This window comes from Sulfurimicrobium lacus, from assembly GCF_011764585.1.
Lineage (GTDB): Bacteria > Pseudomonadota > Gammaproteobacteria > Burkholderiales > Sulfuricellaceae > Sulfurimicrobium > Sulfurimicrobium lacus.
This window is the reverse complement of record NZ_AP022853.1, coordinates 958,965-971,256: the sequence shown is the minus strand read 5'-3', so window position 1 is coordinate 971,256 and position 12,292 is coordinate 958,965. Positions and strand designations below refer to the sequence as shown.

13 protein-coding genes are annotated in these 12,292 nt (G+C 61.3%); 7 read left to right on the top strand and 6 right to left on the bottom strand.

From position 1 onward, the window contains the following. Positions 1-136: 136 nt before the first annotated feature. Positions 137-964, top strand: coding sequence for a HoxN/HupN/NixA family nickel/cobalt transporter (locus SKTS_RS04960; RefSeq protein ID WP_173061185.1), 828 nt, complete (start codon positions 137-139; stop codon positions 962-964). Positions 965-1,038: 74 nt separating this feature from the next. Beyond that, positions 1,039-3,156, top strand: a complete 2,118-nt coding sequence (locus SKTS_RS04955) for a TonB-dependent receptor (RefSeq protein ID WP_173061182.1) — start codon at positions 1,039-1,041, stop codon at positions 3,154-3,156. Positions 3,157-3,166: 10 nt separating this feature from the next. Here SKTS_RS04955 and nikR read toward each other — a convergent pair whose 3' ends face one another. The 5 genes from nikR to SKTS_RS04930 all read right to left on the bottom strand — a co-directional run bounded on the left by nikR (position 3,167) and on the right by SKTS_RS04930 (position 6,865). Next, complete coding sequence (gene nikR, locus SKTS_RS04950) at positions 3,167-3,646, bottom strand: nickel-responsive transcriptional regulator NikR (protein ID WP_173061179.1); 480 nt, start codon at positions 3,644-3,646, stop codon at positions 3,167-3,169. A 106-nt stretch (positions 3,647-3,752) separates the two neighbouring features. Further along, on the bottom strand, positions 3,753-4,151 hold the full coding sequence (locus tag SKTS_RS04945; RefSeq protein ID WP_173061175.1) for a bacteriohemerythrin: 399 nt from the start codon (positions 4,149-4,151) through the stop codon (positions 3,753-3,755). A gap of 190 nt (positions 4,152-4,341) precedes the next feature. Then, entirely contained in the window at positions 4,342-5,238 is an 897-nt protein-coding gene (gene draG, locus SKTS_RS04940) for an ADP-ribosyl-[dinitrogen reductase] hydrolase (RefSeq protein WP_173061172.1), read from the bottom strand. Positions 5,239-5,318: 80 nt separating this feature from the next. Continuing rightward, positions 5,319-5,897: a hypothetical protein gene (locus SKTS_RS04935; RefSeq protein ID WP_173061170.1), complete on the bottom strand. Its 579-nt coding sequence runs from the start codon at positions 5,895-5,897 to the stop codon at positions 5,319-5,321. Positions 5,898-6,028: 131 nt separating this feature from the next. Continuing rightward, a complete protein-coding gene (locus tag SKTS_RS04930) occupies positions 6,029-6,865 on the bottom strand; it encodes an NAD(+)--dinitrogen-reductase ADP-D-ribosyltransferase (protein ID WP_198420428.1) in 837 nt (278 codons plus the stop codon). 369 nt (positions 6,866-7,234) lie between these two features. On the opposite strand from SKTS_RS04930, the gene nifH reads away from it, so the two are divergent. The 5 genes from nifH (at position 7,235) to SKTS_RS04905 (ending at position 12,031) form a co-directional block, all read left to right on the top strand. Next, positions 7,235-8,113, top strand: a complete 879-nt coding sequence (gene nifH, locus SKTS_RS04925) for a nitrogenase iron protein (RefSeq protein WP_173061168.1) — start codon at positions 7,235-7,237, stop codon at positions 8,111-8,113. 98 nt (positions 8,114-8,211) lie between these two features. Beyond that, on the top strand, positions 8,212-9,654 hold the full coding sequence (nifD, locus tag SKTS_RS04920) for a nitrogenase molybdenum-iron protein alpha chain (protein WP_173061166.1): 1,443 nt from the start codon (positions 8,212-8,214) through the stop codon (positions 9,652-9,654). A gap of 92 nt (positions 9,655-9,746) precedes the next feature. Further along, positions 9,747-11,288, top strand: coding sequence for a nitrogenase molybdenum-iron protein subunit beta (nifK, locus tag SKTS_RS04915; protein WP_173061164.1), 1,542 nt, complete (start codon positions 9,747-9,749; stop codon positions 11,286-11,288). A 55-nt stretch (positions 11,289-11,343) separates the two neighbouring features. Then, positions 11,344-11,718: a 2Fe-2S iron-sulfur cluster-binding protein gene (locus SKTS_RS04910; RefSeq protein ID WP_198420426.1), complete on the top strand. Its 375-nt coding sequence runs from the start codon at positions 11,344-11,346 to the stop codon at positions 11,716-11,718. A gap of 73 nt (positions 11,719-11,791) precedes the next feature. After that, a complete protein-coding gene (locus SKTS_RS04905) occupies positions 11,792-12,031 on the top strand; it encodes an FmdB family zinc ribbon protein (RefSeq protein WP_173061162.1) in 240 nt (79 codons plus the stop codon). A 20-nt stretch (positions 12,032-12,051) separates the two neighbouring features. On the opposite strand, the gene SKTS_RS04900 is transcribed toward SKTS_RS04905, so the two are convergent. Then, positions 12,052-12,243, bottom strand: coding sequence for a hypothetical protein (locus tag SKTS_RS04900; RefSeq protein ID WP_173061160.1), 192 nt, complete (start codon positions 12,241-12,243; stop codon positions 12,052-12,054). Positions 12,244-12,292 lie beyond the last annotated feature (49 nt).

Genomic DNA, 12,292 nt, shown 5'->3' with positions numbered 1-12,292 from the left:
GACTGGCACCGCTTCAAGCAATTTTTACGCCCGTCACCGGATCTCATTCAGCGTGTAATAAGTGCACACAGGCGCGGCTGCGAGATGTATGATGTTTTCAAGTTTCTTCATACCTGTCGCATCCGGGAGAACCTTCATGGAAGCACTGCCCAACGACTTGTTTGCGCTCAGCCTGCTGGTCTTCATTCTCGGGCTCAAGCACGGCTTCGACGCCGACCACCTCGCCACCATCGACGGCCTTACCCGCTTCAATTCCCGCGCCAACCCACGCCTCGCGCGCTTCTGCGGCGCCCTGTTTTCGCTCGGTCACGGTGCGGTGGTGGTGGCCATCGCGCTGGCCGTGAGCGCCTTCGCGCGGCGCTGGCAGACGCCGGAATGGCTAGAGCTGTTCGGCGCCTGGGTCTCCATCGCCTTCCTCGCCACCCTCGGGCTGATCAACATTCATGCCGTGCTGCGCACCGACCCGGCGCAGGTGGTGCGCCCCGTGGGACTGAAAGGCCGCTTCCTCGGCCGTCTGACGACGGCGGCGAGCCCCGGCCTGGTGGCGCTGGTGGGCGCGCTGTTCGCGCTGTCCTTCGACACCATCAGCCAGACCGCGCTGTTCGCCGTCACCGCCACCCAATTCGGCGGCTGGCGCGACGCGCTGATGCTCGGGCTGCTGTTCATGCTGGGGATGCTGGTCACCGATGGCGTCAACGGCCTGTGGATTTCGCGCCTGATCTGCCGCGCCGACCAGCTCGCCCTGATCGCCTCGCGCGTGATGAGCCTGGTCGTCGCCGGCGTCAGCCTGCTGGTCGCCGCCTTCGGCGTGGTCAAACTGGCCCTGCCGTCGATCGCGGCCTGGAGCGAAGGCAAGGAAATGTTCTTCGGCGGGGCCGTGGTCGCGCTGGTCGCCGGCAGCTTCCTGCTTGCGCTCTGGCTCACGCGGACTGTCTCCCCGGCCACAGTCAGCAGCGGAGACTGAAGCGCACGGACAGATCGCAAATTCATTTCAAATTATAGATGCGCTATTTCAGCGCCATTTTTTTGGGAGAAGTTATGAAGAATAATAATATCGTCTTACCTTCGGTCCGACTGCACCCGCTAGCATGGCTGCTCTTCTCGTCATCGTTGACCGCCAGCGCCGGCGGCATCCCCACCCTGGACGAGGTCGTGGTCAGCGCCAGCACCCAGGACCTGATCGGCACGGCCGCCAGCGCCAACGAGGGCACCGTCAGCGCGAAACAGCTGGAAACCCGCCCCCTGCTGCGCCCCGGCGAGGTGCTGGAGGTGGTGCCGGGCGTCATCATTTCCCAGCACAGCGGCGACGGCAAGGCCAACCAGTACTACCTGCGCGGCTTCAACCTCGACCACGGCACCGACTTCTTCACCAGCGTCAACGGCATGCCGGTCAACTTGCCGACCAACGCCCACGGCCAGGGCTATGCCGACCTGAATTTCCTCATCCCGGAGCTGGTCGAACGCATGCAGTACAAGAAGGGCACCTATTACGCCGACGAGGGCGACTTCTCCGCGGCCGGTGCCGCCCACATCGACTATTTCCGCCAGCTGTCGCAGGATTTCGCCGACATCAGCGTGGGCCAGAACGGCTACCGCCGCACCCTGCTGGCCGGCTCGCCCAAAGCGGGCGACGGCAACCTGCTATACGCCTTCGAGTGGTCGCACAACGACGGCCCGTGGGAGGTGCCGGAAGGCTTCCGCAAGCTCAACGGCGTGTTGCGCTACAGCCAGGGCGGCGAGCGCGATGGCTTTTCCGTCACCGCCATGGCCTACGACGCCGACTGGCGTTCCACCGACCAGGTGCCGCAACGCGCCATCGATGCCGGCCTGATCTCGCGCTTCGGCTCGCTCGACCCCTCCGACGGCGGCAAGGCCCGGCGCTACAGCCTGTCCGGCGACTGGGCGAAAAGCGGGGCCGACAGCCTGACCAAGGCATCGGCCTATTTCATCCATTCCTCGCTCAGCCTGTTCTCCAATTTCGAATTCAACCTGAACTTTCCCGCCCCCGTCGGCGACCAGTTCGAGCAGAGCGAAAGCCGCGACATCGTCGGCTTCGATGCCAGCCATACCTGGTATGGCAAGTGGAGCGGACGCGACATGGAGAACACCTTCGGCGTGCAGGGCCGCTTCGACGACATTTCCCCGGTCGGCCTGTACCGCAGCGTCGGCCAGCAGCGCGTGGACAAGACCGACTACAACGGCATTACCTGGCCAGCGGTGGTGCGTGAGGACCGTGTCAAACAGGGCAGCTTTGCGCTCTACGCCCAGAACACCACGACCTGGAACGACAGATTCCGCAGCGTCGCCGGCCTGCGCGGCGACTTCTACCGCTTCAAGGTGGACAGCAGCAACGCGGCGAATTCCGGCGAACTGAGCGACCACATCTTCAGCCCCAAGCTGTCCCTGATTTTCGGCCCCTGGAACAAGACGGAGTATTACCTCAACTTCGGCTACGGCTTCCACAGCAACGATGCGCGCGGCACCACCATGCACGTCGACCCCGCCGATCCCGCCGTTGCCGTGCAGCCGGTAACACCGCTGGTGCGCGCCAAGGGTGCTGAAATCGGCGTGCGCAGCGCGCTTCTGCCGCACCTGCAAAGCTCGCTCTCGCTGTGGCGCCTGGACCTGGTCTCCGAGCTGGTGTTCGTCGGCGACGCCGGCACCACCGAACCCGGCTTCCCCAGCCGGCGCAGCGGCGTCGAATGGGCCAACTACTGGACCCCCCTGCCATGGCTCACGGTTGACGCAGACCTCGCGGTCTCGCGTGCCCGCTACAGCCACATCGACCCGACACTGGTCGGCGGCGACCACATCCCCGGTGCGATAGAGAAGACGCTCTCGGTGGGCGTTTCGGCCCAAGGCGCTTCGGCGTGGTCGGGCGGGCTGCGCCTGCGTTACTTCGGACCGCGCCCGCTGATCGAGGACAACAGCGTGCGCTCGAAATCGTCCACGCTGGTGAATCTGCGCGCCGGCTACCAGCTCAGCAAGAAGATGAAACTGACGCTGGATGTCCTCAACCTGTTCAACAGCAAGGTGAGCGACATCGACTACTACTACGCCTCGCGCCTGGCGGGCGAGGCTGCTCCGGTGGACGACATCCATACCCATCCTTCCGAACCGCGCACCGCTCGGCTATCGCTGCGGATAGGGTTCTAGCCCGGATCGTTCAAGTCTTCGGCCTGAAATGCATGTGCGGTTTCGCCTTGGCGCCCGGCGCGCTGCCGTGGCTGTGGCGCCCTTGGTCGACATCCCCCGAAATCAGGTTGAGCCGCCCGTGACGCACGCCGCGCTCGGCCATCAGGGCATCGGCGAAGGCGCGCACGGATGCGCTCGGCCCCTTGAGAATCACGCTTTCGATGCAGTTGTCGTGGTCGAGGTGGGCGTGCATGCTGGCCACGGTCAGGTCGTGGTGGTCGTGCTGCATGCCGGTCAGGCGCTCCGCCAGTTCGCGCTCGTGGTGGTTGTAGACATAGGACAGGTTGGCCACGCAATGCGGCGCGTCGTCGCGGGCCTGGCGCTCTTGCTCGAGCTGGCCGCGCAGCAGGTCGCGCACGGCCTCGGAGCGGTTGCTGTAGCCGCGCGCGGCGATCAGCTTGTCGAATTCCCGGGCGAGTTCGTCGTCGAGAGAGATGGTGAAGCGTTCCATGGTCGGCAGTCCGCTGGCAGAAATGCAACAAATTATGCACCAAATCCTGCCACGTCATGTTTTGCGGTGCGACCGCCTGCCGTTTGGAGTTGAAGTGATTGCTCGCCTATGGAAATGCCTGCCGATATTTCGCTGCCAGATCGGAATCCATCGTAGCGAGATGGGTACGGAACCAGTCCGGCACGGCCTCGACCAGGTAGGCGCGGACAAAGGCGGTGCGGCTGCCTTCGGCACGCGCGCGCATCCTGCCCAACTCGCCCAGGATGCGTTGGTGCTCTGCCTCGTGTTCGGCGCGCGACGAAAGCCCGCACGCGCTCATCATGCCGGACTCGTGCTTGAAATGCGCACGGGTGTGGTCGAGCAGGGAATCGAGACACTGTGCCAGTTCTCCATCCGGCGCGCGTTGTGCGCGCAGCAGAAGATCCACGAATTCCCGGTGAGTGGCGTCCATTTCCGGAAGGTGAAGAAGATGGGTTTCATCTTTCCAGGCAAATTCGATTTTCATGGTGCGATCCATCTCCTGTCGATTTGGCGAAAACTAAGGAAGCGCTGATTTATTCATCTGAACCCAGCCCCTACCCCTTCAAGGGGGAGGTTGGGAGGGGGATGGGGGGATGCCGATCAACGACTTACAATCCTGCCCCATCCCCACCCTAGCCCTCCCCTTGAAGGGGAGGGAATAAATCAGTGCATACCTAGGTTCCACATGGGTCCCATGCGAGGGGAGCCATTTGCAGCAACCCCGCTACCTGTCGTTCGATTTCCTTCACCACGTGGTAGTCGAGCTTGTCCAGCCAGCGTTTGGGGATGGCGTCGGCGCCATACAGGGCGCCGGCCAGCATGCCGGCCAGCGCGCCGGTGGTGTCGGCATCCTCGCCGCGGTTGACGGTTTCCACCACGCAGCTTTCGAAGGAATCGGTATAGAAGAAGTGGTGCAGCACGGTCTGCACCGTGTCCACGATGTAGCCGGAGGCACGGCCGGGGTAAGGGTCGAACTTGAACTGGCGGTGCGTTTCGACCAGTTCCCGTGCGATATCGCGGCAGTCCTTCACCCGGCCGCCGAGCAGCAGCAACTGGGTCATGCGCCCGAGGGCCAGCGTGCCCGCATCGGCCAGCGCGTGGTGGTGGGTGATGTGCGACTGCTGCAGGGTATAGCGCTCGAACAACGCCGCATCGCCCAGCGCGAACAGCGCCACCGGCAGGTTGCGCATGGCCGCGCCGTTGCCGCCGTCAGAGTCGGATGGCGGCCCCTCGAGGAGGCCTTGCAGGATATAGCGCTGGATGCCGCGCCGGCAGGTGGCGCCCACGTCCACCGGTTTCGATCTGAGCCACACCGCGAAAGCGTCCGCGATGGCGGCGAGGTCCCAGCCTTTGGCGCCGATGATCGCCTGGCCGAGGTGCAGGGACATTTCCGTGTCGTCGGTCACCTGTCCGGCTTTGAGGCGCAGCCAGCCGCCGCCGCAGATGTCCTTGTGCGTCCCGTACTGGGCCTTGATCTCGTTGACCGTGAGAAACTCCACCGTCGCGCCCAGGGCGTCGCCGCAGGCGAGCCCGAGGTAGGCACCTAGCGCCCTGTTGTGCAAGTTGTTCATGGGTAAGCCGTGAATAGTGAACAGGGAGCAGTGAGTGGTGAACCATTTCCGCTAACTGTTCACTGCTCACCGCTTACTGTTTACACCGGCCGGTTCTCATACACCTTGACCGGCCCCATTTCCTGCAGCGCCTGCGCGTAGGAGACTTCCGGGAACTTGTTGCCGAACTTGGTGGCGGATGCGACGGCCATGGCTTCCAGCTTGCCGCCCATGTCCATTTTCTTGAGGTCGCCCTTTTCGATGTACATCAGGTCGAGCATTTCGTTGTAGACGGTGCCCTCGTCCAGCGGCAGCACGTAGTAGGTGATGCCGTTCAGGACGATGGTGTATTTCTTGAGCAGGTCCACGTTGCCGGCGAAGATGAAATATTTGCCTTCCGGGGTGAAGTAAGGCCCCACCACTTCCGAGATCAGTTCCAGGTGCGCCAGCGAATCCACGAAGCTGGCGTAGAAGGTGATCTTTTCGTCGTTTGAAATTATGAACACCTGGTCGGTCTTGATGTCCGGCGGACGCTTTTCCCCGGCGATGCTGGTGGCCAGCTTGAGCGCGATTTCGCCACGGAAGCCGAAGCCTTTGGCGGTGGGGCCCTTGAATACCGGGGAGACGAGACGCTCGTCGCCGTCCAGTTTGCCGAGCGGGGAAGTTAGAAAGTCAGACATGGTATTGCTCCTTTGGGTTGATTTAAAAAAATCTGTAGCCACAGAGAACACAGAGTTCACGGAGAAGACGGCTGATGAGAACCTCCTTCATCTCTGTGCCCTCTGTGTTCTCTGTGGCTTGAATTTCATAGTTAAAAATAGCTGTATTGCACTTTGTAATCGCCACCGATCACCAGGTACTCTCCTTCCCCCTTGAGGGTGGTGCCTGAAATCAGGTCGTTGAAAAACAAAACTTTCACTGCCGGCACCTGGGCTTCCAGAATGCAGCCGCCGAATTCGTCGGCGCGCAGGCGGTCCGAGGTGAACGACACCAGGTTGTTCTGGCGGACGATCGCGCTGTTCCTGCCCAGCCGTTCGCGCACCGGGTGTTCCTTGAAATCGTTCACCCCGCGGTACAGCGTGAGGTGCTTCTTCCCCGGCGCGAAGTAGCGCGCCAGCGACCACTGCGAGTATTCGTACAGCAGGTCGAGCTGCAGGTTGATGCTGTTGTTGTGGAAGCGGCTCGACATCTTTTCTTCCACGTAGCCGATCCAGCCCGGCGAAGGGAAGCGCTCCAGCAGCGCCTTGTGAAAGGTCGGAAAAAGCCCGAAGCGGCTCTCCACCCAGCCTTTCAGCACCGCTCCGGCAGGGCTGCTGGAATCGAACCCCCAGTCCTGCAGCAGGCGCAGGTAGCTGCTGCGGAAGCGCCGGCCGTCGGCCTGTTTCAGGCGCTGCTCGCTGTCCAGCCCGAACAGTGCGCCCATGTAGTTCTGGAAGGCCTCCGAGGCCTCTTCCGCCGAGCCGGAGGAAGCCAGCATTTCGAACAGGGCCTTGTTCATTTCGCGCACGCCGTTGATGTGCAGCGGCAGCGGAAAGTCGTTGAACGCCGTGCTGGCCAGCAGGCCGGTCGGGATGCCCACCAGGTTGGTGCTGTGTCCGTTGAAGCTGTCGGCTTTGCTTTCCATATATAACCGTTTAGCAAGTTCCATTCCCACTCCGCCAGCAGGGGCACCGAACCCCTTCATTGCGGCGTTTCGCCCCCCTTTTGCGCGACATGGCGCCGGGCACGCCGATTGCGTCATTCCAGACATTGGCCTCTTGTTTGTCGCGTTTGCGACATTCGCAACAAACCCGCCGGTTACACATCTTGTCTTTTATAAACAGCATGTTGCGCATCTGTTACGGGGCTGGCACAGCCTTTGCAATAGGCTGGGTGCGGCCAAAGAACGGGCCTCTCTGCAGGGCGATAAGAAGATCAACAAGCAGTGCGGGGTGTTACCAGACTGGACGCCGGTTATATGAAACAGCTTGACCGGAAGCCAAACGGAAACGATTTGATTTTTTTAAGGAGTGTCCACATGAGCAAGAAATTAAGACAGATTGCCTTTTACGGAAAAGGCGGAATCGGTAAATCCACCACGTCCCAGAACACCCTGGCGGCGCTGGCCGATCTGGGCCAGAAAATCCTCATCGTCGGCTGCGATCCTAAAGCCGACTCCACCCGACTGATCCTGCATGCCAAGGCCCAGGACACAGTACTGTCCCTGGCCGCCGAAGCCGGCAGCGTGGAGGACCTGGAAATCGAGGACGTACTGAAGTTCGGTTACAAGAACATCAAGTGCGTCGAATCCGGTGGCCCAGAGCCCGGCGTTGGTTGTGCCGGTCGTGGCGTGATCACTTCCATCAACTTCCTGGAAGAGAACGGCGCCTACGATGACATGGACTATGTTTCCTACGACGTGCTCGGCGACGTGGTGTGCGGCGGTTTCGCCATGCCCATCCGCGAAAACAAGGCGCAGGAAATTTACATCGTCATGTCCGGCGAGATGATGGCCATGTATGCGGCCAACAACATCTCCAAGGGCATTCTGAAATACGCCAATGCCGGCGGCGTGCGCCTCGGCGGCCTGATTTGCAACGAACGTCAGACCGACAAGGAATTCGAACTGGCCGAGGCACTTGCCAAGCGTCTGAACACCACGCTGATTCACTTCGTCCCGCGCGATAACGTGGTTCAGCACGCTGAGCTGCGTCGTATGACGGTGCTGGAATATGCGCCGGATTCCAAGCAGGCCGAGGAATATCGTCAACTGGCTTCCAAGATTCATGCCAATGCGGGCAACGGCACCATCCCGACCCCGATCACCATGGATGAACTGGAAGACCTGCTGCTCGAGTTCGGCATCATGCAGGCGGTGGACGAGTCCATCGTCGGCAAGGCTGCCAACGCGGCCTAAGGCCGTGAGGGGTGAGGAGACAGGAGTGAGGAGTCAAACCTCTCTCCGTTTCTCCTCCTCACTCCTCACCCCTAACTCCTCACGAAAAGGAATTTAAAATGAGTACAGACGTCAAAACCCGGAACCAGGAGTTGATCCAGGAGGTGCTCGCTGCATATCCGGAAAAATCCGCCAAGAAACGCGCCAAGCACCTCAACGTGTACGAGGAAGGCAAGCCTGACTGCGGCGTGAAATCCAACATCAAGTCCCTGCCCGGCGTGATGACCGTGCGCGGTTGCGCCTACGCCGGTTCCAAGGGCGTGGTGTGGGGCCCGATCAAGGACATGGTGCACATCAGCCACGGCCCGGTTGGATGCGGCCAGTACTCCTGGGCATCGCGCCGTAACTACTTCATCGGTGTCACCGGCGTCAACGCCTTCGGCACCATGCAATTCACTTCCGATTTCCAGGAAAAGGACATCGTGTTCGGCGGCGACAAGAAGCTGGACAAGGTGATGGATGAAATCGAAGAGCTGTTCCCCCTCAACAACGGTATTTCGGTGCAATCCGAATGCCCGATCGGCCTGATCGGCGACGACATCGAAGCGGTGTCGAAGAAGAAAGCCAAGCAGATCGACAAGACCATCGTGCCGGTGCGCTGCGAAGGATTCCGCGGCGTTTCCCAGTCGCTCGGCCACCACATCGCCAACGACGCGGTGCGTGACTTCGTGCTGGACAAGGCGGACGGCAAGGCCAGCGAATTCGTGAGCACCCCTTACGACGTGGCCATCATCGGCGACTACAACATCGGCGGCGACGCCTGGTCCTCGCGCATCCTGCTGGAAGAGATGGGCCTGCGCGTGATCGCCCAGTGGTCCGGCGACGGCACGCTGAAGGAAATGGAAGCCACGCCGAAGGCCAAGCTCAACCTGATCCACTGCTACCGTTCCATGAACTACGTCTGCCGCCACATGGAAGAGAAGTTCGGCATTCCCTGGCACGAGTACAACTTCTTCGGCCCGACCAAGATCGCCGAGTCGCTGCGCGCCATCGCCGCGCTGTTCGACGACACCATCAAGGAAAACGCCGAGCGCGTGATCGCCAAGTACCAGCCGCTGGTGGACTCGGTGATCGCCAAGTTCAAGCCGCGCCTGGAAGGCAAGACCGTGATGCTCTACGTCGGCGGCCTGCGTCCGCGCCACGTGGTGGGCGCCTATGAAGACCTGGGCATGGAAATCGCCGGTACCGGCTACGAGTTCGGCCACGGCGACGACTACCAGCGCACCACCCATTACGTAAAGGACGGCACGCTGATTTACGACGACGTCACCGAGTTCGAGCTGGAGAAGTTCGTCGAGGCGGTCAAGCCCGACCTGGTGGGTTCCGGCATCAAGGAAAAGTACGTGTTCCAGAAAATGGGCCTGCCCTTCCGCCAGATGCACTCCTGGGACTACTCCGGCCCGTACCACGGTTACGACGGCTTCGCCATCTTCGCCCGCGATATGGACATGGCCATCAGCAGCCCGGTGTGGGGTTTGACCAAGGCACCCTGGAAGAAGTAAGAAAATGTAGGGTGGGTTAGCGTAGCGTAACCCACCAATCCGACCGACGGGCAGACGCAAGAGTCTGAACCGTCCATGAAAGGAGATTCAAAATGAGCAGCCAGAGCACCGAAAAAGTTCTCGACCACTTCGACCTGTTCCGCCAACCGCAATACGTGGAGATGCTGGACAACAAGAAAACCTGTTTCGAAGGCGGAAGGCCCGACGACGAAGTCTTCAAGATCGCCGACTGGACCAAGACCATGGAATACCGCGAGAAAAACTTCGCCCGCGAAGCCCTCGTGGTCAACCCGGCCAAGGCCTGTCAGCCGCTGGGCGCGATTTTCGCCGCCCTCGGTTTCGAAAAGACCCTGCCCTTCGTGCACGGTTCGCAAGGTTGCGTAGCCTACTTCCGCAGCCACTTCAGCCGTCACTTCAAGGAACCGACTTCGGCCGTTTCCAGCTCCATGACGGAAGATGCGGCGGTGTTCGGCGGCCTCAACAACATGGTCGACGGCCTGGCCAACAGCTACAGCCTGTACCAGCCGAAGATGATCGCGGTTTCCACCACCTGCATGGCGGAAGTGATCGGCGACGACCTGGACAGCTTCATCCGCACCTCCAAGCAAAAAGGCTCGATCCCTGAAGAGTTCGACGTGCCTTTCGCCCACACCCCGTCTTTCGTCGGCAGCCACGTCACCGGCTACGACAACATGATGAAGGGCATCCTGACCCACTTCTGGGACAAGCAGGAGCGCAAGGAAAACGCCAAGATCAACTTCGTCGGCGGCTTCGACGGCTACACCGTGGGCAACATGCCTGAAATCCGTCGCATCTTCGACGTGATGGGCGTGGACGCGACCATCCTCGGCGACAACAGCGACGTGTGGAACACCCCGACCGCCGGCGAATTCACCATGTACGACGGCGGCACCAAGCTGGAAGACGCAGCGGCTGCGCTCAACGCCAAGGGCACCGTGTTCATGCAGAATTTCGGCACGGAAAAAACCCAGGAATACGTCAAGAGCAAGGGCCAGGAAGTCGTCGCCTTCAACCACCCGGTCGGCGTAGCCGGCACCGACGAGTTCCTCATGGCGATCTCCAAGCTCAGCGGCAAGGAAATCCCCGCCGCGCTGGAAAAGGAACGCGGCCGCCTGGTGGACGCCATCGCCGACTCGCAAGCCCACATCCACGGCAAGAAGTTCGCCATCTACGGCGACCCCAGCATGGTCATGGGCCTGGCATCCTTCCTCATGGAACTGGGCGCCGAGCCGGTGCACGTGCTCGCCACCAACGGCAGCAAGGAATGGCAGGCGCAGATGCAGGCGCTGCTCGACGCCTCGCCTTTCGGCAAGGGCTGCAAGGCCTGGGGCGGCAAGGACCTGTGGCACATGCGCTCGCTGCTGGCGACCGAGCCGGTGGACTTCCTCATCGGCAACACCTACGGCAAGTTCCTCGAGCGCGACGTCGGCACACCGCTGATCCGCATCGGCTTCCCGATCATGGACCGCCACCACCACCATCGTTATCCGGTGTGGGGCTACCAGGGTTCGCTCAACGTGTTGGTGAAGATCCTCGACAAGATCTTCGACACCATGGACAGCACCACCAACGTCCCGGGCAAGACCGACTACAGCTACGACATCATTCGTTAATAGCTATCAGCAGTCAGCTGTCAGCTTTCAGCCAAGAACTGATCGCTGATGGCTGATGGCTGACAGCCAAGAGGATTTTCACATGGCCAACATCACCTTCTCCTCTCCGGCGCTGAAAAAGGACGTCACCGTCTATGCCGTCGCCGGCGACCGCAAGACCCTGCTTTCAGTAGCGCAGGAACACAAGATCCCCATCCACTACGAATGCCAGGACGGCGAGTGCGGTTCCTGCGCCGTTCAGGTCACCCCGCTCGGCAGCAACGCCCCCAAGGCTGTGCACCTGACTGAAAAGGAAAAGACCGTGCTGGTGCTCAACGGCAAGCTGAGCAAGAACGATCTTGAAAAAATCAGCCTCAGCGATGTCGCCCCGAAATGGCGCATGGCTTGCCAGTACATGGTGCTGGACGAGGACATCCTGGTCGAGTTCTGATTGTCGCCGGGTTGAATGAAAGCCCATCGTGCGAGCGATGGGCTTTCATTTTCAGTATTGCGAGGAGTTCCAAATGCCGATCTACGACTACCATTGCAAGGACTGCGATAAGACTTTCGAGCTGCTGGTGCGCGCATCCAGCACCCCGGCCTGCCCGGCGTGCGGCAGCGCGCAGCTGGAAAAACTGCTCTCCCGCCCGGCCGCCCCGGGCCAGACGGCCGGCATCCTTGCGCAGGCGCGCTCACAGGCTGCGCGCGAGGGTCATTTCAGCAACTACAAGGCGTCGGAGCGACCGAAGAAGGGGCGGCACTAAACGAGACATCCGACGCAGGATCAATGGTCCGCCGCGTCGACCGGTGCGGCTGCACCGCCGGCGTGTCTTTCGCCATACACGCTGATCGCTGCCATCGCGGCAATCAGGGCCACGATCACGCCGCCAAAAATCAGGCGTACCACTAAGGCTGATTTGGCGTCAGCTTGTTTCTTTGGCTCGCTCGCGGTGCTGGTCTCGGGTTTCTTGTCCATTTTCGACTTTCAAATAAGTTCTGATGGTTAGGTTCGCCAAGTCAGGCGA